Source organism: Halorubrum sp. AD140, assembly GCF_034497445.1.
In the GTDB taxonomy this organism is placed as follows: Archaea; Halobacteriota; Halobacteria; order Halobacteriales; family Haloferacaceae; genus Halorubrum.
Genome location: NZ_JAXRUU010000047.1, coordinates 1 through 24,862, shown reverse-complemented (window position 1 = coordinate 24,862; position 24,862 = coordinate 1). Strand labels below are relative to the sequence as shown.

Annotated in this window: 26 protein-coding genes and 1 pseudogene; 14 read left to right on the top strand and 13 right to left on the bottom strand. The window is 70.2% G+C overall.

What is annotated here, in order from left to right; all coding sequences use genetic code 11:
• From U4E84_RS11980 to U4E84_RS11935, 10 genes and pseudogenes are all read left to right on the top strand, one after another.
• Positions 1-1,175: pseudogene (locus U4E84_RS11980) on the top strand (secretion system protein E); the annotation flags it as partial.
• 27 nt (positions 1,176-1,202) lie between these two features.
• Positions 1,203-3,248: a type II secretion system F family protein gene (locus U4E84_RS11975; protein ID WP_322532329.1), complete on the top strand. Its 2,046-nt coding sequence runs from the start codon at positions 1,203-1,205 to the stop codon at positions 3,246-3,248.
• Complete coding sequence (locus U4E84_RS11970; RefSeq protein WP_322532328.1) at positions 3,238-3,810, top strand: hypothetical protein; 573 nt, start codon at positions 3,238-3,240, stop codon at positions 3,808-3,810. Before U4E84_RS11975 ends, U4E84_RS11970 begins: the two co-directional genes overlap by 11 nt.
• Positions 3,811-3,812: 2 nt before the next feature.
• Positions 3,813-4,415: a hypothetical protein gene (locus tag U4E84_RS11965; protein WP_322532327.1), complete on the top strand. Its 603-nt coding sequence runs from the start codon at positions 3,813-3,815 to the stop codon at positions 4,413-4,415.
• Entirely contained in the window at positions 4,403-5,395 is a 993-nt protein-coding gene (locus U4E84_RS11960; RefSeq protein ID WP_322532326.1) for a hypothetical protein, read from the top strand. The genes U4E84_RS11965 and U4E84_RS11960 overlap by 13 nt, the downstream gene beginning before the upstream one ends.
• A 100-nt stretch (positions 5,396-5,495) precedes the next feature.
• Positions 5,496-5,945, top strand: a complete 450-nt coding sequence (locus U4E84_RS11955; protein ID WP_322532325.1) for a hypothetical protein — start codon at positions 5,496-5,498, stop codon at positions 5,943-5,945.
• Positions 5,942-6,742 carry a hypothetical protein gene (locus U4E84_RS11950; protein ID WP_322532324.1) on the top strand — a complete coding sequence of 267 codons (801 nt, stop codon included), beginning with the start codon at positions 5,942-5,944 and terminating at the stop codon, positions 6,740-6,742. The genes U4E84_RS11955 and U4E84_RS11950 overlap by 4 nt, the downstream gene beginning before the upstream one ends.
• Positions 6,743-6,800: 58 nt before the next feature.
• A complete protein-coding gene (locus tag U4E84_RS11945; protein WP_322532323.1) occupies positions 6,801-7,646 on the top strand; it encodes an alanyl-tRNA editing protein in 846 nt (281 codons plus the stop codon).
• An 80-nt stretch (positions 7,647-7,726) separates the two neighbouring features.
• The gene (locus U4E84_RS11940) at positions 7,727-8,053 is read left to right on the top strand and encodes a transcription factor S (protein ID WP_322532322.1); all 327 of its coding nucleotides are present in this window, start codon (positions 7,727-7,729) and stop codon (positions 8,051-8,053) included.
• Between the two features lie 88 nt (positions 8,054-8,141).
• A complete protein-coding gene (locus U4E84_RS11935; protein ID WP_322532321.1) occupies positions 8,142-8,738 on the top strand; it encodes a hypothetical protein in 597 nt (198 codons plus the stop codon).
• Here the strand turns inward: U4E84_RS11935 and U4E84_RS11930 are convergent.
• From U4E84_RS11930 to U4E84_RS11920, 3 genes are all read right to left on the bottom strand, one after another.
• Entirely contained in the window at positions 8,735-9,295 is a 561-nt protein-coding gene (locus U4E84_RS11930; protein ID WP_322532320.1) for a hypothetical protein, read from the bottom strand. The genes U4E84_RS11935 and U4E84_RS11930 overlap by 4 nt on opposite strands.
• Positions 9,296-9,368: 73 nt before the next feature.
• Positions 9,369-9,740 carry a methylglyoxal synthase gene (locus U4E84_RS11925; RefSeq protein WP_322532319.1) on the bottom strand — a complete coding sequence of 124 codons (372 nt, stop codon included), beginning with the start codon at positions 9,738-9,740 and terminating at the stop codon, positions 9,369-9,371.
• Positions 9,741-9,812: 72 nt separating this feature from the next.
• Positions 9,813-11,738: a beta-CASP ribonuclease aCPSF1 gene (locus tag U4E84_RS11920; protein ID WP_322532318.1), complete on the bottom strand. Its 1,926-nt coding sequence runs from the start codon at positions 11,736-11,738 to the stop codon at positions 9,813-9,815.
• 228 nt (positions 11,739-11,966) lie between these two features.
• Here U4E84_RS11920 and U4E84_RS11915 point away from each other — a divergent pair, with 228 nt between their 5' ends.
• Positions 11,967-12,476, top strand: a complete 510-nt coding sequence (locus U4E84_RS11915; protein ID WP_322532317.1) for a hypothetical protein — start codon at positions 11,967-11,969, stop codon at positions 12,474-12,476.
• Positions 12,477-12,478: 2 nt separating this feature from the next.
• On the opposite strand, the gene U4E84_RS11910 is transcribed toward U4E84_RS11915, so the two are convergent.
• The 5 genes from U4E84_RS11910 to U4E84_RS11890 all read right to left on the bottom strand — a co-directional run bounded on the left by U4E84_RS11910 (position 12,479) and on the right by U4E84_RS11890 (position 16,107).
• Complete coding sequence (locus U4E84_RS11910) at positions 12,479-13,390, bottom strand: SDR family oxidoreductase (protein ID WP_322532316.1); 912 nt, start codon at positions 13,388-13,390, stop codon at positions 12,479-12,481.
• Between the two features lie 77 nt (positions 13,391-13,467).
• Positions 13,468-14,253, bottom strand: coding sequence for an archaeal proteasome endopeptidase complex subunit alpha (gene psmA, locus U4E84_RS11905; protein ID WP_322532315.1), 786 nt, complete (start codon positions 14,251-14,253; stop codon positions 13,468-13,470).
• A gap of 4 nt (positions 14,254-14,257) precedes the next feature.
• Positions 14,258-14,737 (bottom strand): Rpp14/Pop5 family protein, encoded by a 480-nt coding sequence (locus U4E84_RS11900; RefSeq protein WP_322532314.1) that lies wholly within the window; start codon positions 14,735-14,737, stop codon positions 14,258-14,260.
• A gap of 10 nt (positions 14,738-14,747) precedes the next feature.
• A complete protein-coding gene (locus U4E84_RS11895; protein WP_322532313.1) occupies positions 14,748-15,374 on the bottom strand; it encodes a class I SAM-dependent methyltransferase in 627 nt (208 codons plus the stop codon).
• Positions 15,358-16,107, bottom strand: a complete 750-nt coding sequence (locus U4E84_RS11890; protein WP_322532312.1) for an RNase P subunit p30 family protein — start codon at positions 16,105-16,107, stop codon at positions 15,358-15,360. Before U4E84_RS11890 ends, U4E84_RS11895 begins: the two co-directional genes overlap by 17 nt.
• 134 nt (positions 16,108-16,241) lie before the next feature.
• Here U4E84_RS11890 and U4E84_RS11885 point away from each other — a divergent pair, with 134 nt between their 5' ends.
• A complete protein-coding gene (locus U4E84_RS11885; protein WP_322532311.1) occupies positions 16,242-16,526 on the top strand; it encodes a DUF357 domain-containing protein in 285 nt (94 codons plus the stop codon).
• Positions 16,527-16,577: 51 nt separating this feature from the next.
• Here U4E84_RS11885 and U4E84_RS11880 read toward each other — a convergent pair whose 3' ends face one another.
• Entirely contained in the window at positions 16,578-17,087 is a 510-nt protein-coding gene (locus U4E84_RS11880; RefSeq protein ID WP_322532310.1) for an MOSC domain-containing protein, read from the bottom strand.
• A 378-nt stretch (positions 17,088-17,465) separates the two neighbouring features.
• Here U4E84_RS11880 and U4E84_RS11875 point away from each other — a divergent pair, with 378 nt between their 5' ends.
• Positions 17,466-17,879, top strand: a complete 414-nt coding sequence (locus U4E84_RS11875; RefSeq protein WP_322532309.1) for an EamA family transporter — start codon at positions 17,466-17,468, stop codon at positions 17,877-17,879.
• Positions 17,880-17,959: 80 nt separating this feature from the next.
• Here U4E84_RS11875 and U4E84_RS11870 read toward each other — a convergent pair whose 3' ends face one another.
• The 4 genes from U4E84_RS11870 to glpK all read right to left on the bottom strand — a co-directional run bounded on the left by U4E84_RS11870 (position 17,960) and on the right by glpK (position 22,848).
• Positions 17,960-18,640 (bottom strand): HAD-IIB family hydrolase, encoded by a 681-nt coding sequence (locus U4E84_RS11870; RefSeq protein ID WP_322532308.1) that lies wholly within the window; start codon positions 18,638-18,640, stop codon positions 17,960-17,962.
• Positions 18,641-18,724: 84 nt separating this feature from the next.
• Positions 18,725-19,897 carry an AAA family ATPase gene (locus U4E84_RS11865; protein WP_322532307.1) on the bottom strand — a complete coding sequence of 391 codons (1,173 nt, stop codon included), beginning with the start codon at positions 19,895-19,897 and terminating at the stop codon, positions 18,725-18,727.
• A gap of 272 nt (positions 19,898-20,169) precedes the next feature.
• Entirely contained in the window at positions 20,170-21,306 is a 1,137-nt protein-coding gene (locus U4E84_RS11860) for a hypothetical protein (RefSeq protein ID WP_322532306.1), read from the bottom strand.
• Positions 21,307-22,848: a glycerol kinase GlpK gene (gene glpK, locus U4E84_RS11855; RefSeq protein ID WP_322532305.1), complete on the bottom strand. Its 1,542-nt coding sequence runs from the start codon at positions 22,846-22,848 to the stop codon at positions 21,307-21,309. It lies immediately after the preceding gene.
• A gap of 266 nt (positions 22,849-23,114) precedes the next feature.
• On the opposite strand from glpK, the gene glpA reads away from it, so the two are divergent.
• On the top strand, positions 23,115-24,862 hold a 1,748-nt coding region (gene glpA / locus U4E84_RS11850), incomplete at its 3' end, for an anaerobic glycerol-3-phosphate dehydrogenase subunit GlpA (protein WP_322532304.1).

Below are 24,862 nucleotides of genomic sequence, written 5' to 3'. Positions count from 1 at the left end.
TCAACGTTCAGGACGTGTTTCAGTGGCAGGCGGAGACGGACGAGTTCCTCCAGATGGGCGACTCGAACACCCTCGAGGACATCATGTTCGACCGCGGGTGGAGCCGCGCGACGCTCGACGCCGAGCTCCGGAAGCGTCGGGTCGTGCTGGCGTACCTCATCGACCGCGGGCTCAACAGCTACGCGCAGGTGGCCGCGACGTTCCAGGCGTTCATCAACGACCCGGAGACGGTGCTCGCGCTGATGGCCAACGAGCAGCTGGAGCGCTCGCTGGAGGACCTCCGCGAGATGGAGTCCGTCCTCATCAACGTTGACCGCGAGAAGGAGGCGATGGTTCCCCGACCGGACCCGGACGCGGCGGGCCGCGAGGAGGTCGAACGGATCCTCGAAGACGCGGAGGACCTGTTCGCGGAGTACCACGGTCGGCTGCCCGACTCGGTCGCCGACGCGTTGCTCGACGTGGTCCCGGCCCCCGACGTCGAGGCGACGCCGGACGCCGACCACGAGACGCTCGCGGAGACCGCCCGCGAGGCGGCGGCGCTTCACCCCCAGGCGACCGGTCCCGAGCGACTCGAGACCGACGCGAGAGGCGAGGCCGCAACCGACGACGGGCCGACGGGCGAGACGGCCGACGTCCCTTCGACTGACGAGTTCGACGGCGTCGCCGACGCGAGTCCGATCGACCGCGGGCCGGGTGTCGTCGCGAGCGACCGAACTCCGATCGAGGCCGAACGGGCGAGCGGGAACGGATCGGAGGTGACGGCCGACGGTCCGGAGGTCGACGTCGGCGGTCCGGAGGACGACGCCGACGGCGATCGCGGCAACGGGAGCGGCGCGATCGACTTCGACGAGCCCTTCGACGAGGGAGTCGACGTGTTTGGTCCGGCCGCAGAAGCGGAGACGGCCGAGGGCCCTCCCGGTGAAGACACCGAGGCGGCCGACACCACTCCAGACGAGGCCGAGCGCGACGAGGCCGAGAGCGACGAGGTCGAGAGCGCCTTTGGCGAGGTCGTCGAGGGAGGCGACGGAGACGGCGACGAAGGCGACGACGGAGACGGCGAGGGTGAGGGCGAATCGGAGGGAGCGGCCGAGTCGGAGCGTGAGGACGACGAAGCGACCGACGACGACATCGACGAGTGGGGGTTCGGCGCGGTCGAGTCCCCGGAGGACCGGTAGCGTCATGTCCGCGACGGGGGAGGCGACGTGAGCCTCGATACGGGGGTCGGCGAGGGCTCGGCGGACGGCGACGTCCTGGCGGAGCTGTTCTACCCCGTCTTCGAGCTGCTGTTCGACTCCGACAGCGACTTCGTGGGGGACGTCGAGCGCAAGCTGGCGGAGGCTCGGATGCCGGACCAGGTGGAGATGTACGTCTCGCGGGCGCTCGGCGCCGGGCTGCTGGCCGGCGGGCTCCTCTGGGCGCTGGGCACGCTGATCGGGTACGGCGTGTTCTCGTTCGGGCTGATCGACCCGAGCGCGCTGTCGCTCGGCATGCCGGCCCCCACGCCGGCGATCCAGGAGCTCCTCCGGTCGCTGGTCGTGCCGACCGCGGTGCTGATCAGCGGGCTCGTGTTCGGCTCGATCGGGTTCGCGCTCGGGTTCGGCACCCTCGTCGCGATCCCCTACTCGCGGGCGTCCTCGCGGAAGCGCGAGATCAACCTCCTGCTGGCGGACTCGGTCTCGTTCATGTACGCACTGTCGGTGGGCGGGCTCAACCAGCTCGAGATTCTCCGCGCGATGGCGACGGCGGAGGACACCTACGGTGAGGTGTCCCGGGAGTTCCAGAGCATCGTCAACGAGACGGAGTACTTCGGCACCGACTACCGAAACGCGATCCGCCAGCAGTCGCTGGAGACCCCCTCCGACGAGCTCTCGCAGTTCCTCGCCGACATGCTCTCGATCGTCAACTCCGGCGGGGACATGGAGAGCTTCCTGAAGGACAAAAAGGAGAAACACCTCCGCACGTCCAAACAGGAGCGCGAGATGACCTTAGAGACGCTGGAGCTGTTCGGCGAGATGTACATGACGCTCTCGCTGTTTCCGCTCCTCCTCATCATCATCCTCGTCATCATGGGGATGATGGGCGAGTCCGACGACTTCCTGCTGTACGCGACGGTGTACGTCCTGATCCCGCTGACCGGGGTCGGCTTCCTCGTGCTCGTCTCCACCGTCAAGCAGGACGAGCCCGGCGACGGCTACCTCCACCCCGACGGGGGAAGCGAGCGGCTCAGGCAGACGAGCCAGGAAGGGCTGTTCCACTTCGGACTGATCGAGGGGTTCGTCGGTCGGTTCGGCGTCTTCGACCGGATCCGCGACCGCGAGGGGACGTACAAGACGAAACAGATCGTGTCGGCGCCGCACCTGTTCCTGCGCGACAACCCGCTGTACACGCTCGCGCTGACCGTGCCGGCCGCGACCGTCATCGTCGGCGTCGCGGCGCTCACCGGCAACGCGCCGACGTCCTTCGACGGCTGGGTCGACCGCCCGGTGTGGTCGGCGTTCGTCTGGATCTACGTCCCGGCGTACCTCGTGATGGTCCCGCTGGCGGCGTTCTACGAGTGGAGTCAGCGCTCGAAGCGGGCGATCACGGGGAAGCTCTCCGAGAGCCTGCGGAAGCTCTCCTCCGCGAACGACACGGGCCAGACGCTGCTCGAATCGGTGCAGACGGTCTCGGAGACCTCCACCGGACAGCTCGCCGAGGAGTTCGAGGTGCTCCACGCGAAGGTGAACTACGGGATGAGCCTCCGGGACGCCATGGTGGAGTTCAACAACAAGTACGCGGTCCCGCGGCTCGCCCGGACGGTGAAGCTCATCTCTGAGGCGCAGGAGGCCTCCTCGCAGATCACGGACGTGTTGACGACGGCGGCGCAGGCCTCGGAGAACCAGGACGACATCGAGCGCGAACGGATCTCCCGCACCCGGATGCAGGTGGCGATCATCGTGATGACGTACGTCACCCTCCTCGGCGTGATGGCGATCCTCCAGACCCAGTTTATCGACGTGATGGGCGGGCTCTCCTCGCAGGCGGACGGCGGGGCGGCCGGGGGCGGAGGCGGCGGCGCCGGCTTCGGGGGCGGTGGCGGCGTCGACCCCGACGTCCTCTCGATGCTCTTCTTCCACGCGGTCACCCTGCAGGCGGTACTCTCCGGGTTCATCAGCGGCTACATCCGGAACGCGGACATCATCTCGGGGGTCAAGTTCGCCGTGATCCTGATGACGCTCGCGCTGGGGGTGTGGATCTATGTGGGGTGATCGGCGGGCGATCGGCGTCGGCCCCCGCTCAGCGAGCGCCCGCGCGCAGACCCCGATCGACTTCGCCGTCGGCGCCGGCGTGTTCCTGCTGACGCTCGCGTTCGTCGTCGCGTTCGTCCCGACGCTGTTCGACCCGTTCACCGCGGCCGAGACCGCCTCGCCGCTCGTGAGCGACCGCGTCGCGGCCGGGATCGCGGGCGACGTCCTCGCGGCGTCGCCGGCGGAGCCCGGCGTGCTGTCGCCCGCCTGCACCGTCGCGTTCTTCGAGTCGGACGAGAGCCTCGCGACGGACGCGGGCTGTGAGCGGGTGACCGAGAGTCCCGCCGACCGCTTCGGGGTCGACGGGGACGTCCAGGTCGTGATCCACGCGCTCGACGAGGAGACTCCGAGCGAGAACCCGTCGTCGATCGACGTGACGACGCGCCACGGGACGTTCGGGGACGTCGAGCTCTCCCGATCGACGGACGAGGCGGGCGCGACCGGCGGCGACGACGTCGCCGTCTCGCGGCGACTCGTCTCGATCGACGGGACGCAGTACCGACTCACGGTGCGGGTGTGGTGACCGTGCGCTCGACCGACGACCGCGCGCAGGCGCACACGCTGGAGGCGTTCGCGGCCGCGATACTGCTCGTCGCGGGGCTCACGTTCGCGCTGCAGGCGACGGCGGTGACGCCGCTCTCCGCCAGCACCTCCAACCAGCACATCGAGAACCAGCAGCGGGCGGTCGCGACCGACCTCCTGGCGACGAGCGCCGAGAACGGGGACCTTCGGGACGCGCTGCTCTACTGGAACCCCGAGAACGAGACGTTCGCGGGGAGCCACCCGGAGTTCGACACCTACACCCGCGGCGGACCGCCGAACTCGTTCGGCGAGGCGCTGAACCGGACGTTCCTCGACAGGCGGGTCGCGTTCAACGTCGAAGTCCGCCACGGCGACCGGAACCGGACCGACGTCGTCGACATGGGGTCGCCGAGCGACAACGCCGTGACCGCGAGCCGCGCGGTGTCGCTCTCGGACGACGCGAACCTGACCGCCCCGGGGTACGAGGAGACGACGCTGGCGGGACTGGCCGACGGGAGCGACCCCGGCGCGTTCTACGCCGCGTCCGACGCCGACGGCGCGGTGTACGACCACGTGGAGGTGCGAATCACCGTATGGCGGATGTGAGCCCTCCGTCCCCGGAGCGAGGCCGATCCGGAAGCGACGGCCGGTTCCGCGACGCGGACCGCGGACAGCTCCTGCTCGTCGCCGGGCTGGTCATGGCCGTCTCGCTGGTGACGCTCGTGGTCCTGTTGAACGCCACGATCTACAGCGAGAACCTCGCGACCCGGGGCGTCGAGTCGGCCGACGGCGAGGCGCTGGAGGTGCGGGCGGCGGCGGTCGAGGGGACCGGCACCCTCGTCGACGCGACGAACCGGAACGCCACGAACGAGAGCACCCACGCCGACGTGAGGAACGCGGTCGACGACGGGATCGCCGACCTCGACCAGGACCTCCTCCGCACGTACGCGGGGAGAGGGGGGACCCTCCGCCTCGAGACCGACCCGTCGGGGATCCGGAACGGTACCCTGATCGCCGACGAACTTCCGGGCGAGGCGAACGAGACGACCGTCGCCGCCGACGTCGACCGAACCCGCGGATTCGTGCTCGACGTCGACGCGTCGTCGCTCGCGGAGACCAACGTGTCGGCGGCGCCCGAGGAGGCGTTCCACGTCGTCCTCGACGTCTCCGGGGGCGGGAGCGACGAGGTCTACGTGTACAGGAACGAGTCGGCGCCCGACACGGTCACCGTCGCGGTCGGCGACGACGGGGGGACACCGTCCGTCCTGTGCGAGGTGGACGCGAGCGGAGACGGCCGGGTCGCGGTCGACCTGACCGGCGAGCGGCTCGGCGACGAGTCCTGTCCGAGGCTCTGGCCGGCGGACCTCGTCGACTCCGAGGACGCCTACACCGTCAGCGTCGAGAACGCTGACGCGGCCGACGGCGAGGTGACCGCGACCGCACTCCCGGAGTCTGGAGACGGCGTCGCCTCCGACCTCGACGCCACGGCGGCGGTGTACGACGCGGAGATCGACCTCCGATACCGGACCGCGGAGCTGCGGTTCGAGACGACGGTCCGGGTCGCCCCGGGTGAGCCGGATGCGTGACCGGAGCGACCGCAGCGGGCGGCGAGGCGGACGGCGTGACCGAGGAACCGATCGCCGCGGCGCGCCCGCGGCAGACGGTTTCCGCGAGGACGACCGCGGCGTGAGCGTCGCGGTCGGGTACGTCCTCACGCTCGCGATCGGGGCGGCCGTGCTCTCCGGGGTCGTGATCGGCGTCGGCGGCGTCGTCGACTCGCAGACCGACCGGGCCGTCCACGGCGAGCTCGCGGTCGTCGGGGAGACGACCGTCGCGAACCTCGAGAGCGCAGACCGACTCGCGCGCGCGGCCGCCGTCGATCGCCCCGACGACGCCGCTCCGTCGAACGTCTCGATCGCCGTCGACCTCCCCAGCCAAGTCGCCGGGCGTCCGTACCGGATCGCGGTCACCAACGAGACCGTGACGCTGCGGACCGACGACCCGGACGTTCGCGTGGCGATCCCCCACGCAGCGAACGTGACCGAGGGCTCTCGGAGCGTGCGCGGCGGACCGCTCCGGATCGCGTACGAGGGCGACGCCGTCGACGACCCCGCACTGGAGGTGACGGAGCGGTGAGCCGACGCCGCCGGCCGACCGTCTCGATCGGCGGGACGGGCGGGTGCGCCCTCGGCGGGGACGACCGCGGGGTGAGCGACGTCGTCGGGTACGTCCTCGTGTTCTCGCTGATAACGATCACGATCGGGACGGTGTTCGCGGTCGGGATCACCGGCGTGGAGGACAGGCGGGAGGCCGAGCGGGTCGAGAACGTCGAGCGCGCGTTCGACGTGTTCGACGACAACGTGCGGGACGTCCAGCGCTACGACGACCCCGGCAGGTCGACCGAGATCCGGCTCAGCGGCGGGACGCTGTCGCTGACCGAGACGACGACGGTGACGCTGCGGAACGAGACCGGCGATGTCGTGCTCCAGCGCGAACACCGCTCGCTGACGTACGCGAACGGCGACGCGACCGTCGCGTACGAGACGGGCGCGTGGTTCCGGGGCGACGGCGACGGCGCAGTCATGCGCTCGGAGCCGCGGTTCGTCGCCGCCGGCGATAGGACCACCCTCCCGCTCGTGCTGCTGTACCCGGTCGGCGACGCGACTGCGCGCGGCGACGGGACCGTGCAGGTGGGGGCGAGCCGCCGTTCGACCATCGGCTCCGACTACACCGACGCGGGCGACGGCCCCTACGAGCTCCGGATCGACTCGACGTACGCCGACGCGTGGGAGCGGTACTTCGATCGGACGGACGGGTTCGATGTCAACGAGACCGCGACCGAGAGCGCCGACGGCGCCGTCGTCGTCGACCTCACTGACGACGACGCGGTGTACGTTCCCCGGATCGCGCTCGACGTCTCGCTGCGTCGGTGACGGCGCTGGTCGGAACTGCGACGCATGGTATAAGCCGACGGCGGCGCTCCGATCCGGTATGACCGAGGAGCTGTACCTCGCCGACGATACGGTGACGACGTTCGAGGCGACCGTCGAGCGCGCGCTCGACGACCGCGTCGTCCTCGACCGGACGCACTTCTACCCGACTGGCGGCGGCCAGCCCCACGACACGGGGACGCTCCGCGTCGCCGACGGGGAGGGAGACGCCCGGTGGCGGGTGGTCGACGTCCGGAAGAAGGACACGATCTATCACGTCCTCGCACCGGCGGGTGACGGCGACGGCGAGGCCACGGTCGACGACGACGCGACGGTCGACGGCGACGCCCCCTCGCCGCCCGAGCCCGGCACCGCCGTCGTCGGCGAGATCGACGCGGCCCGCCGGGCGGCCCACTCGAAGTACCACACCGCCCAGCACCTGCTGTCGGCGCTCCTCCTGCGTGAGTTCGACGCGGAGACCACCGGGAACCAGCTGTACCACGACCACGCGCACCTCGACGCGGCGTACGACCGCTTCGACGACGCGGACCTCGACCGGATCGAGACGCGGCTCACCGAGCTCGTCGCCGACGCGCGCCCCGTCACGAGCTACGTCATGGACCGCGCCGAGGCGGAGGCGACGCTGGACCCGGAGCGAACGCGCATTCACCTCCTCCCGGACTCGATCGAGGTGCTCCGGATCGTCGAGATCGGACCCGCGTCGGGCGCCGACGAAGCGATCTCGGAGAGCGACGCCGACCCCTACGACCGCACCGCCTGTGCGGGGACCCACGTCGGCAACACCGCCGAGATCGGGGAGGTCGTCGTCACCGGCCGGGAGACGAAGGGGAGCGACGAGGAGCGCGTCCGGTTCGCGCTCGCGGACCACCTCGACGACGCCGAGTGAGACGCTCGCGGCGCTTCGACGACCCGCGCCCGCTCGTCCGCGATCCCGCCGTTTATATGCGATCCGCGGCTGGTTCCGCCATGAAGTTCTGCGACGAGTGCGGCTCGATGATGAAGTCCGGCGAGGGCGAGGACCACTGGGTGTGCGGCTCCGAGGACTGTGACCACGAGATACGTCGCGACGACGGCGACGGCGAGTGGACCACCGAGTCGCAGGTCGAGTCGGAGATCATCGACGTGAGCGACGCGGAGGACAAGGGGCTCCCGCAGACGACCGCCCACTGCCCGGAGTGCGGGAACGACCGCGCGTACTGGTACATGCAGCAGATCCGCTCGGCCGACGAGTCCGAGACCCGCTTCTTCGTCTGCACCGAGTGCGAGCACAAGTGGCGCGAGGACGACCACTGAACCGAGCGGAACCGAACCGAAACACCGCGACCCCTCCGGCCGTCCCGTCCGCGCCCGCTTTTACTTTCCTCGCCGACGAACGGGAGCCATGGACCCGCCCGTCGTGTCCGCCGACCGCCTCGACGGCTGGCGACGCGTCGACCAGGCGACGGACCGCGCGTTCGTCGCCGGCCCCGTCTCGGTGACGGCGAGCACGGTCGTGTACGAGCGAGCCGAGACGCCGGTGCCGCGACCGTTCTGCTTCGCGAGTCGCCTGCAGATCCGGCCCGACACCGCGCCGAACGCGGCGCTCACTCGGCTGGTCGAGCGGCGGGCGAGAGCGGGGTTCCGCGACCGCCTCGCCGAGCGGGGCATCGAGACGGTCGAGCGACGCGGCGACCGCGAGATCGCAATCGACGACCCGGCCGCCTCGCGTGCGTCGCTCTGGACGTTCCGGGGCGGGTGTCGGATCGACGCCGACCTCTCCGCCTCCGACGGGGCGCGCGGGGCCGACGGCGGGGACGGCGCCGACGGTCCGGTCCCGGTCGAGGCGCTGCTCGCGGTGTGGACGACCGACGAGTACCTCCTCGCCGGGGGCGCCTACCCGCTCGGCGACGAGGCGTACCCGGGCGGTCGGACCCCCGACGACGCGCGGCGGGAGCTGTTGGGGATCGTTCGCGGAGTTCGGTCGCCGTCCGGGACCTAACAGGCGACGGCGCCCGCGCCGGACTCGATCGGGGAGCCGTCGTCGCGGTACTCCGAGTCTTCGAGCGAGCCGTCGAACATCGGGAGCCGGAGCTCGTAGGCGTACAGCACGTCGAACGCCGCGAACGGGTCGACCCCGTTCGAGACGGCCTCGCGCGCCGTGAGCCGGACCCCCGCGGCGAGCGTCACGACGGTATCGCCGTCGAGCGCGCCGGTCGCTTCCATCCCGAACTCGTTGCCGGCGGCGGGGTCGGTCAGCACGGACAGGTGGACGCGAGCGTCGATCGTCGCCCCCGTCTCGCCGATCGATATCGGATACCCGTCGCCCGCGAAACACCGCGTCGGCGGCGACGCGGCGTCGTCAGGGGCCTCGCTGGCCTGAGCGTGCCCGTCTGGAGCGTCGCCGTCGACCGCCGGCTCCGCACCGTCGGGCTGGGTCGCCTCCGCGCCGTCCGCCGCGACTGCGCCGTCCGTGACCGCCCCGCTCGCGACGAGCGCGGACACGAGGAGTAGCGCGGTCGTCAGCGCCGCGAGCCGAGCCATCGGATGACCGGTCATCGCTCCGCGCTACGACCGACCCACGTAAAACGGCGCGCCCTCGGCTATCCGATCTGATACCTGGCCCCCCGCGTCACGGCGAGTCGAGGAGCCCCTCGACGAGCAGCTCGCCGGAAGCGACGTTGGTCGCCAGCGGGACGTCCTTCACGTCGCAGACGCGCAGCAGCGCGGAGATGTCCGGCTCGTGCGCCTGTGCGGTGAGCGGATCGCGGAGGAAGACGACGCCGTCGATCGCGTCGTTCGCGATCATCGCGCCGATCTGGAGGTCACCGCCGTAGGGGCCCGACGCCTGTCGGCTCACGGCGAGGCCGGTCTCCTCCGTTATGCGTTTCCCGGTCGTTCCCGTCGTCACGAGCTCGCAGTCGTCGAGGGCCGCGGCGTGTTTCGTGACGAACTCCACCATCTCGTCTTTCAGCTGATCGTGGGCGATGAGCGCGAGGCGCATGGTCCGTCGTCGCGGCGTCGCCGGTTAAAGACTCCCGTCGACGCAACGCCGGGAAAACGGGGAAGCGAGACGCTACTTGAACCGGAACGTCTCCAGGTTCTTCGGCGCGAACGTCCGCATGTTGTAGTCGTGGTACAGCGCCGACGAGAGGTCCTGGACGGAGCGCTCGTCGCCGTGGACGCAGAGCACCTTCTCCGGCCGCGGGTTCATCGTCTTCACGAAGTTCTCTAACCCCTGTCGGTCGGCGTGGCCGGAGAAGCCGTCGACGACCTCCGTCCCCATCTGGAGGGTGAGCGTGTCGCCGCGGCTCCCGCCGCCCCAGCCGTCGACCGGGATCTCGTCCCAGCCGTTCTGGATCCGGCGCCCCAGCGTCCCCTGCGCCTGGTAGCCGACGAAAACGAGGTTCGAGTTCGGGTCGGGGCCGATGTGGCGGAGCCACGACATGATCGGCCCTCCCTCGATCATCCCGGAGGTGGAGATGACGATGCACTCGTCGCCGTCGGCGACCTCCTGCCGCTCGTCCTCGCCGGCGTCGATGTGGTTGAACTGCTCGGCCAGGAACGGGTTCTCGTCGTCGTGGAAGATGCGGTCGCGGAGGTCGTCGCGGAGGTACTCGGGGTAGGTCGTGTGGATCGCGGTCGCCTCCCAGATCATCCCGTCCAGGTGGACGGGCATCGTCGGGATCTCGCCCTCGCGCATCGCCTCCTCCAACACGAGCATGATCTCCTGGGAGCGCCCCACGGCGAACGCCGGGATGAGGACCTTCCCGCCCTGCTCGTACGTCTCGTTGATGACCTCCTTGAGCGCCTCCTCGGAGTCCTCTTGGTCGGTCTGGTAGTCGTCGCGGCCGCCGTACGTGGATTCGAGGACGAGCGTCTCCACCCGCGGGAAGTCGTTGACCGCACCGTTGAACAGCCGGGTGTCCTCGTAGTGGATGTCGCCGGAGAACGCGACGTTGTAGAGGCCGTCACCGATGTGGAAGTGGGTCACCGAGCTGCCGAGGATGTGGCCCGCGTTGTGGAAGGTGAGCTTCACGTCCGGCGCGATGTCGGTGACGTCGCCGTACTCCAGCGGAATGGTGTGTTTGATCGCCTCGCGGACCTGCGCGGACTCGTACGGCGGGGTCCGCCCCTCCTTGGCGGCGACGTCGAGGTAGTCGAGCGTGAGCAGCCCCATCAGGTCGCGGGTCGGCTCGGTCGTGTAGATCGGGCCGTCGTAGCCGTACTTGAAGAGGAGCGGGACGAACGCCGAGTGGTCGAGGTGGGCGTGGGTGAGGACGACCGCGTCGAGCGTCGCTGCGCCGGCGCCGAGCGCCTCGGGGATCTGGAGGTACGGCACCTCGCCCTCCGCGCCGGGCTTGTCGCCGCAGTCGATGAGGATGCGCGTCTCCGACGTCGAGAGGATGAAGGCGGCGCGGCCGACCTCGCGACAGCAACCGAGCGTCGTGATCCGGACCCACTCGTCGTCGGACATCTCCTCGCGGTGGATCTGCCGGCCGACCCGCTCTAAGATGTCGCGGCGCTCCTCGCGCTCGTTTTTCAGGAAGCCGCGGACGTTCGAGACGGTGGAGGACTCGATCGGCGGCGTCCGAACGACCTCGGGGGTCCAGCCGACCTGCTGGGTGATCTCGCGGAGGGTGGAGCCGCGGCGGCCGATCACCATGCCGGGCTTTTCCGCCTCGATGACGATCTCTCCGGTGTCCTCGTGGAAGTCGAGTGAGGTCACCCCGGCCTCCTCGGGGATGACCTCGCGGACCTTCTCCTCGGCGCGCGCCGGCGGAGAGAGCGCGCTCGGGTCGGGTCGGACCGTGATTCGTTTCCGGAGCTTGGAGGCGAGCCGGCGGATCAGGTCGCCGTCGCCGGCGAACCGCTTGGGATCGCGGGTGTACACGACCAGTTCCGGGCCCTCGTACTTGACGTCGGTGACCGTGATGTCGTTCGGAATCTCCTGTTCGATCTCTGATTTCAGGGTATCGAGTTGCTTATCGACTTGACTCATATCTTACCGCGGGTCGTCGGGGTCGCCGTCGAACGCGTCCGCGCGTCGGTCCGCGGCTCGTCGCCGAGCGGTCGACCGTGACGGGGTAGGCATAGTGGTAGTACTGTCCGTAGGTGGTACCGCGCGGGAACAGCCTATGAAAACCCGCTTGAATGAACGTACATCCCGGCTATTATAAAACCCTTCGCAAATAGCAAGCCGCTTGTCCGCGGACCCGCACGTACAGCCATGCGCGTCACCCCCGAATCGGTCCGCGCGGAGCACGCGTGGATCCGCGACCGCGCCCCGGTCGTCGTCCCGCTCATCGACGAGACCCGCGAGCGGCTCGGGACGCTGTTCGAGACGGAGGTCGCCTCCGTGACCCCCGAGGCGTACCGCCGCGAGGTCGACGCCGTGTTCGCGGACGGCGAGGTCGCGGTCAACGTCGCCGGCTGCGTCGCGCTCCTGCGCGATCTCGACGTCGCCGACGACTACCCCGGCTTCGTCGTCGATGAGGTCCTCGGTCGCGAGCTGGCGGCGACGATCGCCGGCGGGCGACCGCTCTCGCTGCTCGCACAGGCGACGTTTCACTTCGTGGACGTGCACGTGAGCGAGGACGGGACCGCCGACGGCGCGGGCGCGGCCGGCGCCGACGACCTCGACGCCGCGCTCGCGGCGGGGTTCCAGACGCGGCTCCCGGGCTGGGACTGGCGAGAGGGAGAGAGTCCGTTCGCGGTCGAGTCGCCCCCCGACGACTGACGCTACGACGAGAACTTCCGGACGAGCTCGTACCCGCGGTCGAGCAGCGCGTCGGGGAGGAGCCGCGCGAGCACGCCGACGCGGGCGACGGTGCCCGGCTGGACGCGGGCGGGCGGCTGCGTCGCGCTCGCGGCGTTCAGGATGGCGCCGGCGACGACCTCGGGCTCGACCGCGCCGGGGCCGTCGCCGCCGACCAGCTTCGCGTCCTCGAACAGCTCGTAGAACTCCTCGTAGGCGCCGGAGCGGTCGAAGCCCCCGTCCTCATCGACGCTCGGCGCGTCATCGCCGCCCGCGTCGTCCGCGTCCGGATCGACGCCCGCCTCCGACCGCGCGCGCTTCGAGAAGTTCGTCTTCACCGGTCCCGGCTCGACGACGACGACGTCGATCCCGAACTCGGCGACCTCGTTGCGGAGCGCGTCCGACATCGCCTCGACCGCGAACTTCGAGCCGCAGTACACGCCGCCGCCGGGGAACGAGACGCGTCCCGCGACCGACGAGACGTTGACGATGGTCCCGTCGCGCTCGCGGCGCATCCCCGGCAACACCGCCTTGATCAGCCGATGCGGGCCGTACACGTTCACGTCGAACTGCTCGTGGACCTTCGCGGTCGGCACGTCCTCTACGGGTCCGAACTGGCCGTACCCCGCGTTGTTGACCAGCGCGTCGATCGCTCCCTCCTCGTCCAGTATCCGGTCGACGACGCGGTCGACGTCGCCCTGGTCGGTCACGTCGAGGGTGGCGAGCTCACAGCCCGCCTCGCCCAGCGTTTCGACGTCCGCGGGGTTCCGGGCGGTCGCGTACACGGTCCACCCCTCGTCGTTGAACGCGTGCGCCGCTGCGCGGCCGATACCCGAGGAACAGCCGGTGATGAGAGCCGTCTTCTGCACGCGTCGTCGATCGGACCCCGGCGGCATAACTCTCCCGACCGGACACCGATCGTCCGCGGTCCTCACACGTCGCGGAGGCGTTACAAACCGGAGCGACGGGCGCCTTACTCCACGTCGTCGTCGCCCGCGTCCTCAGCGGCGTCCGCGCCCTCTTCTTCGTCGCTCGCGAGCAGCCCGTGATCCTCGAGGATCGCCTCGATCTCCTCGTTCGACCGCTCGGCGTAGCCGTCGTCGACGGTGATCGTGGCGACGCCGACGCCGTCGGACGCCAGCTCGCCGTCGTTCGACTGCGCGAGGGTGTCGAGCGCGAGCCCGACCGCCTCGTCGGTGGAGATCCCCTCCTCGTACTCCGCCTCCAGGTAGTCGCGGAGGTCGCTCCGGTCGGAGCCGATCGAGAGCGCCTGCCACTCGTAGGGGGTGCCGGAGGGGTCGGTCTCGAAGAGGCGCGGCTCCCCGTTCTCGATCCCGCCGACGATCAGCGCGACGCCGAAGGGACGCGCCCCGCCGACCTGGGTGTACTGCTGGATGTGGTCGGTGATCGTCTTCGTCAGCGTCTCGATGCCGATCGCCTCGCCGTAGCGCAGCCGGTTCACCTGCGCCTGCCGGCGGGCGAAGTCGATGAGCTGGCGGGCGTCGGCGACGTGTCCCGCGCTCGCGACCCCGACGTGGTCGTCGGCCTTGTGGAGCTTCTCGATGCTCGCCGGCTCCATCAGCCGAGAGCGAGCGCGCTTGTCGGCCGCGAGGACGACGCCGTCCTCGGCGCGAATTCCGACGCTCGCCGTCCCCCGTTTCACCGCCTCCCGGGCGTACTCGACCTGGTAGAGCCTGCCGTCGGGAGAGAAGATCGTGATTCCGCGGTCGTACGCCTGTTGTTGGGATTGGCCCTGCATGATATCACTCGGTGTCGAACGCCGCCGCGCCGACGTACCCCGACTCGACACGCACGTCGCACGCGTCCTCGCGCACGACAGCGGGCCGCTCGGCGTCCGCGAACGCGACGTCTCGCTGTGTCGAAGTACCGCCCGCGCGACCCATATATCTTTCCTCACAGGCACGCACCGTCCCCGAGATCCCACGGACGTGGATCCCGACTGGATCGTCGCCGACCGCGCTCACGCAGGCGATCGCCGCGCGCGCCTCGGCGACGTGTTCGCGTCGGGCGCGGACGACCGCCTCGCCGACCCCGTCCGCGTGGGTGAAAGAGAGCAGCGTGAGGTCGGCGTCGGCGCTGCCGGCGTCGCCGATCAGGTTGCCCGCGGCGTACCACAGCGCGCGCTGGAACGCGCGGCGCCCGACGTCGGCGTCGGGCCAGGTCTCGATCCCGACCGCGAGGTACCGCCATCGCGGCCGGAGGTGTTTCGGGAGGTGCTTCATCGGTCCCGCCTCACTCCCCGTCCGAGCCGCCGACCCGCTCCGCGACGATCACGGCCACCTGGTCGTGAACGCGCTCGACGGCCGTCACCGCGAACCCCTCGCTCGTGAACGCCTCGACGAGCGTGCCCACGGTCGCGGGGTCGTCGACGTCAGGGCCGTAGAAGGGGGCTTCCGGGTCCGGCCCCTCGAAGAACGCCACGTCGCCAAGGACGATCCGTCGGGTGCCCGTCTCGGCCATCACGCGGATCGCCTCGCGCTTTCCGTCGTCGTCGAGGTGGTGGAGCGCGAAGTTCGAGGTGACGACGTCGATCCGCTGGTCTCGGTCGAGTTCGGGCTCCCGGAACTCGCCGTACGCGAACTCGACGTTCCCGAGGCCGCGCTCCTCGGCCTTTCGGCGCCCCTCGGCCATCATCCCCTCGCTGATGTCACGGGCGAGCACGCGCTCCGCGTCCGGCGCGAGCGCCAGCGCGATGGCGCCGGTGCCGGCGCCCAAGTCGAGGACGACGTCGTCGGGTCTCGGGTCGGCGTACTCGGTCACCAGGCCCGCGCAGGCGTGGTACTCGTCGCTCTTGGAGTCGTCGTACTCGGCGGCCTTCTCGGAGAAGCGGGCGGCGTGCTCCTCAACCGTCTTCTTCATACCTCCCACGTCGGACCCCGGGCTCTATGAAGGCCTCGGAGCGCCGCTCCCGGTTGCGGGCCGCGATCTCGCCCCACGCCCGGAGTCCCTCGCGGACCCACTCGGGGTCGAACCCGACCGCCTCCGCGGCGGCGACGAGCTCGCGCGGCGCGCGGAGCGAGAGGTGCGACCGGGGGTTGGCGCTGACGACGTGCGGGGCGTCGTAGTGCGTCACGATCTCGCGGAGCTTCCGGAGGTCGGCGAGCGCCCGCACCCGCTCGCCGCCGGTGGCGCGGAGCAGCGGGCCGAGGTCGAACTCGACGTGGACGCCGTTGTCGCGCGCGGCCTTCGCGAGGACGTGGTTGAAGTCTCCCGCCCCGTCCATCGGACGCGCGAGCACGTCGACGCGCGGCTCCTCGACCGCGAACCGGTTGAGGCCGCCGTCGCCGCCGGCCAGACAGACCACGGTGTGCGCCGACCGGTAGTTGCCGACCGCGCCGGAGGCGCTCGTGGCGTCGTCGACGTCGATCTCGACCGCGTCGACGACGTCGATCCCGTACGCCTCGCGGAGCGCCGTCGCCTCTCGAGAGCGGTCCGCGTCGCCCTCCTCCGGGGTCCCTCCGACGGCGCCCGCCGGGGCGAGCGCCCCTCGCGTGCGGACGACGACCCCGTCGTATCCGTACCGGGCCGCGGTGGCGGCGTGGCGGGCGACGGTCGCGTCGCCGTCGGGGTGGGCGTGAACGGCCTCGTACATGGCCCGGCCTTTCGCCCCCGGGGGTATCGTCGTTGCGCTTTCGGGCGGCGCGCTCCCCCGTCCCGGTCGCCGCGTCGCGCGGCGCGGCGCGTCCCCCGAGGGGTTTTTTGCGTCGCTCGGGGGAACGGGAGCGCATGAGCGCCGACCTGGAGGAGAAGACGGACCGATACGAGCGTATGCTCGCGGACGCGCTGGCGGCCGCGGAGCCGCGCCCGCCGGCGGACACTCCCCTCGGCGAGGCCGCTGCCGACGTGGTCGAGATGGCCGAGTCGTACCTCGAGGACGGCCGGCACTTCCGCGAGCGCGACGACCCGGTCAACGCGCTCGCGTCGTACTCGTACGGCTACGGCTGGCTCGACGCCGGCGTTCGGCTCGGGCTGTTCGCCGTCCCCGACGACACCGAGCTGTTCACGACGTGAGGGGTGACGCGTGACCGCGGGAACGCGGCGCGGTGACGCGGGTCACCGCGGCTACGCGTCCTCGAGCCGCGACCGGGCGGCGTCCGGCGCGTCGCCGAGGATCAGGACCGAATCGCCGGTCTCGATCGCGCCGTCCTCGACGATACTGGCGCGGAGCCCGCCGCGGTGAACGAGCGCGTCGTGAAGCCCCTCGCGGTCGAGCAGCGACTCGAGGTACGAGCACGGTTCGCAGAGCTCGACGCCCTCGCAGACGGCGTCGCCGACGCGGAACCGCGTTCCGACGAGGCGGTTGAGCCCGACACCTCGGGTGGTGAGGTTGCGCCGGTGCTCGTCCGGGCCGACGGCGATCCCGTAGTCCCGCTCGACCGCGTCGAGCGTCTCGGCCTCGATCAGCGACAGCTCGCGGCTCACGTCCCGGGCCGACTGCGAGTAGGTCCCGCGATCGAGGAAGTACCGGTCGCCGCGCAGCCCCCGCCCGGACACCGCCTCGACGCGCTCTCGCTCCTCCATGGGCGCCCCCGCCTCGGTCGCGACGTGAACCGCCTCGATCCGTCCGGTCATGGCGTCATCAGGACGACGACCGACAAAGCGGTTGCGACGTGACCCCCGTCGGCACCGCGTCGTGGGCCCCGTCGGTTCCGGTCGTGGCCCTCGTCGGTTCCGGTCGTGGGCCCTACGTCGTCGAACGCTGCACGACGTACGCGGGGCGGAGCATAACCGAAGGGAGCGTTGTTGAACTTCTCAACAGGTGATACATTCTGATCCGCTTGCGGTCAATATAGGGGCTCACGGATCGGTCAGTACGGGTGAGGTAGCGAGCGCTTTCGTCTTCACTCGTCCCGTGCTAGCACCGGTTTTTTAGTCAAACCTCGCTAATGTCCGTTCAGGCGTTATGAGTTCCCGGCACCGAAGCGGCACTGACTCAGGAGAGTGGCGGTTGTGAGTTACGTCCTGTGGGCCCTGCTGGCCATGGTCTGCTATTCGTTCGCGTTTCTGTTCATGAAGATCGCACTGCAGGATCTGCCAGCGTTCACCGTCATGCCGATCGCGGTCATCACGCTGGCCGCCGGCGCGACGACCGTGGCAGCGCTGTTTGGTGACTGGTCGGCTCAATCACTGACGAGTCGGTCTGTCCCGTTCGCACTGTTGGCCGGGCTCTGCCTCACCGGCGCGATGGTCGGGTATTTCCGCGCACTCTCGACCGGTCCGGTGAGCATCGTCGTTCCGGTGTTCGGGATGTTCCTCGTCGGTGGGGCACTCCTCGGCATCCTCGTCCTCGGGGAAGCAGTGACAGCGAGGAAGGTACTCGGCATCGCCTTCGGTGCCGTCGCGGTCACCCTGATCGCCACGTAATTCCTCCCTCAATGAACGGGCATGCTGAATCGTCGGACAAGAACCGAACGACAGGGCAACGCGGATAGCTCTGGAGCGCCTCACTCGCCTCGCTCGCGCAGTTCGGCGAGGACCCTCGCCGTCCCGTCCATGTACGCCCCGTCGAGGACGCCGTCCGCCGCCTCGCGGGCCGTCGCGTCCGCGTTGGCGACCGCGTACGACTCGCCGGCGACGGCGAAGGTGGACGCGTCGTTCTCGCTGTCGCCGATCGCGACGAACTCGGCGGGGGCCACCCCGAGCGCGGCGGCGACGCGTTCGAGGGCCGTCCCCTTGCTCACGTCGGTGGATTTGACGTGGTAGGCGTAGCCGGTGTCGACGACCTCCACGTCGCCGGCGGCCGCCGCGACCTCGCGCAACAGCGCCTCGTCGGCGTCGAGCGACAGGGCCACCTCCGTCTCGCGCCAGCGGTTCACCGTGTCGCCGACGCCCCACCCGACCTCCCCGCCGCGCGCCTTGAACGCCTCGACGACGGCCCGCGGAGCGTCGGGGTCGCCGAGAACGAGCGTCTCGCCGTCGACGTACGCGACCCCGCCGTTCTCGGCCACCACGGTCTCGGGGCGGCCGAGGAAGTGCGCCAGCGCTACCGGATACGGGAACGCCTTTCCGGTGGCGAACACAACCGGCGCCTCCCAGTCGGGAAGCAGCTCGAAGACGCGGGGATCGACCCGGCCGCTCGGCGTCGTCAGCGTCCCGTCGATGTCCAACGCGAGGGGCGGAACCATACGGACGCTGAGGCGGCCGGGCGCAACTGTCTTGCGCTCGCGGACGACGGTTCGAGGAGCGAAAAAGCGGCTGACGGCGCCGACTCAGACCGACCACGACGGCCGGTCGAACAGCTCCCGGAACACGAGGGTGGGGAACCGCGGGACGAGTCGGCTCGGGGGGCGGCCCTTGCCGCCGGTCCGGCGGACCGTCACCCGGTCGAGCAGCCCCGCGTCCGCGAGCTCGTAGAGGACCCGGCGCACGGTGGACGCCGAGAGGTCGACCGCGGGACGCGAGGCGATGGTCTCGGTCGCCGCCGAAACCGACGACCGCTCGTCCTTCGCCAGGCTGACGAGCTCGTACAGGAGCCGGCGCCGGCTCTCCGAGAGCGCGAGGACGCGCCCGAGCGAGGCGCCCGGTTTCGGTACGCCCGCTATCCCCTCGTCGAGGTCCGTCGCTCGGATCGTCGACGCGCCCGCGCGCTCCGCGCTGACCGCGGCGCCGGCGATCGCGGCGAGCGCGTCGTGTGCGTCGCCGTCGGCCCACTCGCTCACCTCGCGGATCTGGTCGTGGCTGAGCGCGTCCCGACCGAGACCGGTCGAACACCGACTCGTCAGCAGCTCGACGAGCACGTGGCGTCGGTACGGCTCGAAGGGCACGACCGCGTCGGGGTCCCAGTCGATCTCCGCCGGCGGGTCGCGGCCGAGACACACCGGCGTGATGCGTCCGCTGACGTCCGTGAGCCACTCGACGACGGTCGTCGCGTCGGGCGTCTCCGGCTCGTTCGTGTGGTCGACCGCGACGGTCACGTCCGGTCCGGTGCGGACGGCGTCTCGGAGCTCGTCCGCGAGCTCGTCCGTGCCGACGCCGTGTTCGGGGACCGGATCGTCGCCGATCTCCGCGAGCGCGGCGTGGTAGAGCCGGAATCGCGTCGAGGCCCGTCGCGCGTCGACGTAGACGAACCCCGGGAGCGTCGGCTCGACGGCTCGCGTCGACGTCTGGATCGCCCGTCGCGGACCGCTGTGGGCCGCCAGACGGTCGAAGAGCGCCGAGACGATGGCCGACTTTCCGCTCCCCTTCGGCCCGTACACGTACGTGCTCGGCGGGAGGTCGCCGGAGAACGCCGGGCTGAAGGCGTCGAGCAGCCGTTCGAACGACGGCCCCCGTCCGACCGGAGACTCCACGTGCGAGACCGGCGAAACGGCGTCGAGATCGACGAGCACGCCGGCCCCGACGTCGTAGCCCAGTCGACGTTCGATCCGGTCGTCGATGTTCACGGTCGGCCCTCCTGCGCGTTCGAATAAAATCGCCACGAAACGGAGTCGATACGGGGTCGGCCGACCCGACCGGCGGCACCGTCGGGGGCGACGAGTGACGTGGCGCCGTCGATCGGGTCACAGCGTTCGCTGTCGGCTCGGTGGCGTCGCCGTTCGCTTCTCGGATTGGGTTCCATTGCTGATCCGGCGGTTGGTCGGGAGGGTGTCTACGGGTGACGGGACGGACCTCGGCCGTCGCGGGAGCCGACTCGGCGTCGGCGTCCCTGACGGCGTTAGAGGTACCCGGCGTTCGGCAGGACGCCGAGGATGGCGAGGATCCCGACGGCGAGCATCATGACCGCGATGGCCATCGCCGGCGGGTCCACGTGGGTCCCGGAGTGCGAGTAGAACAGCCGCTGGGTGACCTCGCCCATGAGGCCGCTGAGCGCGCCCAGGACGGCCGCAGAGAGGATCGCGACGACGGCACCGGTCGTGCCGACCGACGTGAGCGGCGTCGCCGCGCCGACGTCGCCGAACGCGCCGACCGCGATCACGGCGCCGACGGAGCCGAGCAGCGTGATGTGGTGGGTCACGGGGATCTTCTCGACCCCGAGGTTGAGGAACAACAGGCTGATGGCGGAGATGGCGTAGCCGAGGAAGATGCTCCCCGTCTGCAGCCAGATGTACCCGCCGAGGATGCCGCCCACGAGCCCGATCGTGACGATACCCGACCACTTGTACTGGTGGGGGAGCCACGGCTCGGTCGCGAGGCGGCCGGCGTGTTCCTCCTCCCCGCTATCGGCCCTCGGGTGTGGGTCCTCGCGCTCGAACGGCGACATGTCGAAGTACCCGTCACCGGCCGGCTTCCCGACGATCGGGTACCCGAAGACGGGCCGTGCGAGGAACGCGGTCGCGAACACCGACACCGCGATGAAGTCGGTCGGCGGCGTCATCTCCAGCACGTTGATGAAGACGCCGTTGGCGAGCTGTGTGATCAGCATCCCGATTAGGCCGAAGATCGCCCCGACGGCGAGGATGTCCGGCTTCGTACCGAACGCGTACAGGATGTTCTTCCCGAAGTGGTAGCCCCAGCCGTCGGGCTCCATCTCCGGGTACTTCTTGCCCGCGTACGCCGAGGCGGCCACGCCGCCCGCGAACGCGATGTGCGGGCCGGTGATCGCTCCGAAGCCGATCACGCCGGTGATCCCGGCGGCGAGCTCGCCGGCCGGGATGGCGTCGAGCGTGCCGAGCTGCCGCTGGAGGATTCCGACCCCCTCGCCGAGAAAGACGACGAAGCCGGTGAAGATGAACGCCGGGAGCGCCCCGATAGCGGCGCCGAACGCGCCGCCGGCGAGCGCGGTGATCACGAGCAGGACGAACAGCTTGACCTCTATCCCGATGATCGGAACTTGGAGCAGGAGTTCGTTCATCTACTCGTCCTCCTCGTCGTCCTGCGCCCAGTTGAGGGAACGCTCGACCGCGTCGCCCCATCGGCCGTACAGCCTGTCGACCTCCTTCTGGCTCTTCTCTGGGGAGAACTCCCGGTCGATCTGCCAGTTGTCGCGGAGTTCGTCGACGGTGTCCCAGTAGCCGACGGCGAGGCCGGCGGCGTACGCGGAGCCGAGCGCGGTCGTCTCGTCGACTTCCGGCCGGGCGATCTCCGTCTGGAGGATGTCCGCCTGCAGCTGACAGAGGAAGTTGTTCTTCACCGCGCCGCCGTCGACGCGGAGGCTCGTCGTCTCCACGCCGGAGTCGGCCTCCATCGCCTCGGCGACGTCGCGCGTCTGGTACGCGATGCTCTCCAGCGCCGCCCGCACGATGTGCTCCTTTCCGGTACCGCGGGTCATCCCGACGATGGTGCCGCGGGCGCGGCCGTCCCAGTGGGGCGCGCCGAGTCCCGTGAACGCCGGGACCATGTAGACGCCGTCGGTCGAGTCGACCGACCGGGCGAGCTCGGCGGTCTGTGCGGCGTTGTTGATCAGGTCGACGTCCTCGAGCCACTCGATGGCGGCGCCGGTGATGAAGATGGACCCCTCGAGCGCGTACTGGACGGGCTCGCCGGACATCTGGAAGCCGATGGTCGTCAAGAGCCCGTGGTCGGACTCGACGGCCTCGTTGCCCGTGTTCATCAGGTAGAAGGAGCCGGTGCCGTAGGTGTTCTTCGCGTCGCCCGTGTCGAAGCAGGTCTGGCCGAACAGCGCGGCCTGCTGGTCGCCGAGCGCACCGGCGACCGGAACCTCCTCGCCGAGGAAGCCGTCGGCGTCCGTGTGGCCGTAGTACTCCTCGTCGGAGGAGGGCCGCACCTCGGGGACCATCTCCTTCGGCACGTCGAACTCCGCCAAGAGCTCGTCGTCCCACTCCAGCTCCCGGATGTTGTACAGCATCGTTCGGGAGGCGTTGGTGACGTCCGTGATGTGGTTGCCCGTCAGGTTGTAGATGAGCCACGAGTCGATCGTCCCCATGACGAGCTCGCCGTCTCGGGCTCGGTCGCGGAGGTCGCCGCCGCGGGAGCTCTGCATCTTGAGCGGCTCCGCGTTGTCGAGGATCCACTCCGTCTTGGTCGCGGAGAAGTAGGCGTCGGCCTCGAGGCCGGTCTTCTCGCGGATCTCCTCGACCATGTCGGCCTCCTGGAGCTCCTCGACGCGGTCGGTCGTCCGGCGGTCCTGCCACACGAGGGCGTTGTGTACGGGTTTGCCCGTCTCGCGATCCCAGACGATCGTCGTCTCGCGCTGGTTGGTGATCCCGAGCGCGTCGAGCTGGCTCGCCTCCAGTCCAGCGTCCGCGAGGCCGTCGAGGACGACCTGCTGGGTGTTCTCCCAGATCTCGATCGGGTCGTGTTCGACCCATCCCGGGTTCGGATATATCTGTTCGTGCTGTTCGTAAGCGTTCGCGACGACCTGTCCCCCGTGGTCGAACACCATGAATCGGGTGCCGGTCGTCCCCTGGTCTATCGCACCAACGTACTGTGTCATGTCTTGGATCCCTCCTGTGGCGCTGATCCGTTCGTGGCGACGGCGTCGCCGCGGCATATCTTCACGGAAGCTACCACGCCGTTCGTGAACATAATGTACTACCATAATAATCTTCCTGTTAAAATCCGAGAGATGACGGAAGTGAAAAAGGTTATTTATAACAACTCCCGCCGGACCGGCTCGTTCGAGAGTTGAATAACCCTAATAGTTACCGACGCCACCGGGGAGGAGGTAAAGTAAAGTGGGCGGAGTCCGAGCGATCGGACATGGACCAACAGGTGGACGTCGTGGTCGTCGGCGGGGGGTCGACGGGCTGCGGCGTCGTCAGGGACCTGGCTCGACGGGGGCTCGACACCGTCCTCGTCGAGAAGGGGAACCTGACGCACGGGACGACGGGACGGATGCACGGGCTGCTCCACAGCGGGGGCCGGTACGCGGTCTCCGACCGGAAGAGCGCGCGCGAGTGCATCGAGGAGAACCGGGTGCTCCGCGACATCGCCGCCCACTGCGTCGAGGAGACCGGCGGGATGTTCGTCAAGCGCCCCGAGGACTCCGAAGAGTACTTCCAAGAGAAGCTGGAGGGGTGCCGCGCGTGCGACATCCCCGCCGAGGTGATCGACGGCGAGGAGGCCCGCCGCCGCGAGCCGTACCTCGCGCGCGACGTGGAGAAGGCGATCGCGCTCCCGGACGGCGCGGTCGACCCCTTCCGGCTCTGCGTCGCCAACGCGGCGGACGCCCGCGAGCACGGCGCCCGGATCGAGACGCACGCCCCGGTGACCGACGTGCTCGTCGAGGACGGCGAGGTCGTCGGCGTCGAGGTCGAACACGAGACCGGCCCCGGAAAGCGCGTGCACCGCGAGCCCGGGACGACCGAGGAGATCCGCGCGCGCCACGTGGTGAACGCGACCGGCGCGTGGGCCGGCAACGTCGGCGAGATGGCCGGCGTCGACGTCGAGGTCCGCCCCTCGAAGGGCGTGATGACGGTGATGAACACCCGGCAGGTCGACACCGTGATCAACCGGTGTCGACCGAAGGGCGACGCCGACATCGTCGTGCCCCACGAGACGGCCTGTATCCTCGGCACGACCGACGAGGAGGTCGACGACCCCGAGGACTACCCCGAGGAGGAGTGGGAGGTCGACCTGATGATCGAGACGCTCTCGGAGCTGATCCCCGCGCTGAAGGACGCCCGGACCCTCCGCTCGTTCTGGGGCGTCCGCCCCCTCTACGAGCCGCCGGGCACCGGCACGGAGGACCCGACGGACATCACGCGCGACTACTTCCTGCTCGACCACGGCGACCGCGACGACCTCCCCGGGATGACGACCATCGTCGGCGGGAAGCTCACCACCTACCGCATGATGGCCGAGTCCATCAGCGACCACGTCTGCGAGATCCTCGGCCACGAGGCGACCTGTGACACCGCCGACGCGCCGCTGCCGGGCTCGGAGAGTCCCGCGCGCATGGAGGAACTGATGGACGAGTTCGGCCTCCGCTCGCCGGTGGCCCGTCGCTCCGGCCAGCGGCTCGGGTCGCGCGCGGACGACGTGCTCGACGAGTGCGACCCGAACCCGGTCGTCTGCGAGTGCGAGAGCGTGACCCGCGCCGAGGTGCGGGACGCGATCGGCGACGCGGGCAGCGACCTCAACGCGGTCCGCCTGCGCACTCGCGCCTCGATGGGCAACTGTCAGGGCGGCTTCTGCACCCACCGGATCGCGGCGGAGCTGGCCCAGGAGTACCCGGAACCGGTCGTCCGCGACGCGGAGGACGAGCTGTACCAGGAGCGCTGGAAGGGACAGCGCCACGCGCTGTGGGGCCGCCAGCTCTCGCAGGCGATGTTGAACCACCTCCTGCACGCGACGACGATGAACCGCGACGGCGACCCGGCGACCCTCGACGGCGCGGTCGACTTCGGCGCCTTCGACTCGGGCGCTGCGTCCGGACCGGCCGGAGACGGCGAGGGCGGCGACGCCGGAACCGCGGCGACCGACGGCGGCCGCGTAGGTGACGACGC

What these genes read in the sequence shown, in the direction of transcription:
- U4E84_RS11970 (WP_322532328.1), top strand. Translation starts at nt 3,238, where the DNA reads ATGTGGGGTGATCGGCGGGCGATCGGCGTCGGCCCCCGCTCAGCGAGC.
- U4E84_RS11960 (WP_322532326.1), top strand. Translation starts at nt 4,403, where the DNA reads ATGGCGGATGTGAGCCCTCCGTCCCCGGAGCGAGGCCGATCCGGAAGC.
- U4E84_RS11945 (WP_322532323.1), top strand. Translation starts at nt 6,801, where the DNA reads ATGACCGAGGAGCTGTACCTCGCCGACGATACGGTGACGACGTTCGAG.
- U4E84_RS11940 (WP_322532322.1), top strand. Translation starts at nt 7,727, where the DNA reads ATGAAGTTCTGCGACGAGTGCGGCTCGATGATGAAGTCCGGCGAGGGC.
- U4E84_RS11935 (WP_322532321.1), top strand. Translation starts at nt 8,142, where the DNA reads ATGGACCCGCCCGTCGTGTCCGCCGACCGCCTCGACGGCTGGCGACGC.
- U4E84_RS11930 (WP_322532320.1), bottom strand. Translation starts at nt 9,295, where the DNA reads ATGACCGGTCATCCGATGGCTCGGCTCGCGGCGCTGACGACCGCGCTA.
- U4E84_RS11925 (WP_322532319.1), bottom strand. Translation starts at nt 9,740, where the DNA reads ATGCGCCTCGCGCTCATCGCCCACGATCAGCTGAAAGACGAGATGGTG.
- U4E84_RS11920 (WP_322532318.1), bottom strand. Translation starts at nt 11,738, where the DNA reads ATGAGTCAAGTCGATAAGCAACTCGATACCCTGAAATCAGAGATCGAA.
- U4E84_RS11915 (WP_322532317.1), top strand. Translation starts at nt 11,967, where the DNA reads ATGCGCGTCACCCCCGAATCGGTCCGCGCGGAGCACGCGTGGATCCGC.
- U4E84_RS11910 (WP_322532316.1), bottom strand. Translation starts at nt 13,390, where the DNA reads ATGCCGCCGGGGTCCGATCGACGACGCGTGCAGAAGACGGCTCTCATC.
- psmA (WP_322532315.1), bottom strand. Translation starts at nt 14,253, where the DNA reads ATGCAGGGCCAATCCCAACAACAGGCGTACGACCGCGGAATCACGATC.
- U4E84_RS11900 (WP_322532314.1), bottom strand. Translation starts at nt 14,737, where the DNA reads ATGAAGCACCTCCCGAAACACCTCCGGCCGCGATGGCGGTACCTCGCG.
- U4E84_RS11895 (WP_322532313.1), bottom strand. Translation starts at nt 15,374, where the DNA reads ATGAAGAAGACGGTTGAGGAGCACGCCGCCCGCTTCTCCGAGAAGGCC.
- U4E84_RS11890 (WP_322532312.1), bottom strand. Translation starts at nt 16,107, where the DNA reads ATGTACGAGGCCGTTCACGCCCACCCCGACGGCGACGCGACCGTCGCC.
- U4E84_RS11885 (WP_322532311.1), top strand. Translation starts at nt 16,242, where the DNA reads ATGAGCGCCGACCTGGAGGAGAAGACGGACCGATACGAGCGTATGCTC.
- U4E84_RS11880 (WP_322532310.1), bottom strand. Translation starts at nt 17,087, where the DNA reads ATGACCGGACGGATCGAGGCGGTTCACGTCGCGACCGAGGCGGGGGCG.
- U4E84_RS11870 (WP_322532308.1), bottom strand. Translation starts at nt 18,640, where the DNA reads ATGGTTCCGCCCCTCGCGTTGGACATCGACGGGACGCTGACGACGCCG.
- U4E84_RS11860 (WP_322532306.1), bottom strand. Translation starts at nt 21,306, where the DNA reads ATGAACGAACTCCTGCTCCAAGTTCCGATCATCGGGATAGAGGTCAAG.
- glpK (WP_322532305.1), bottom strand. Translation starts at nt 22,848, where the DNA reads ATGACACAGTACGTTGGTGCGATAGACCAGGGGACGACCGGCACCCGA.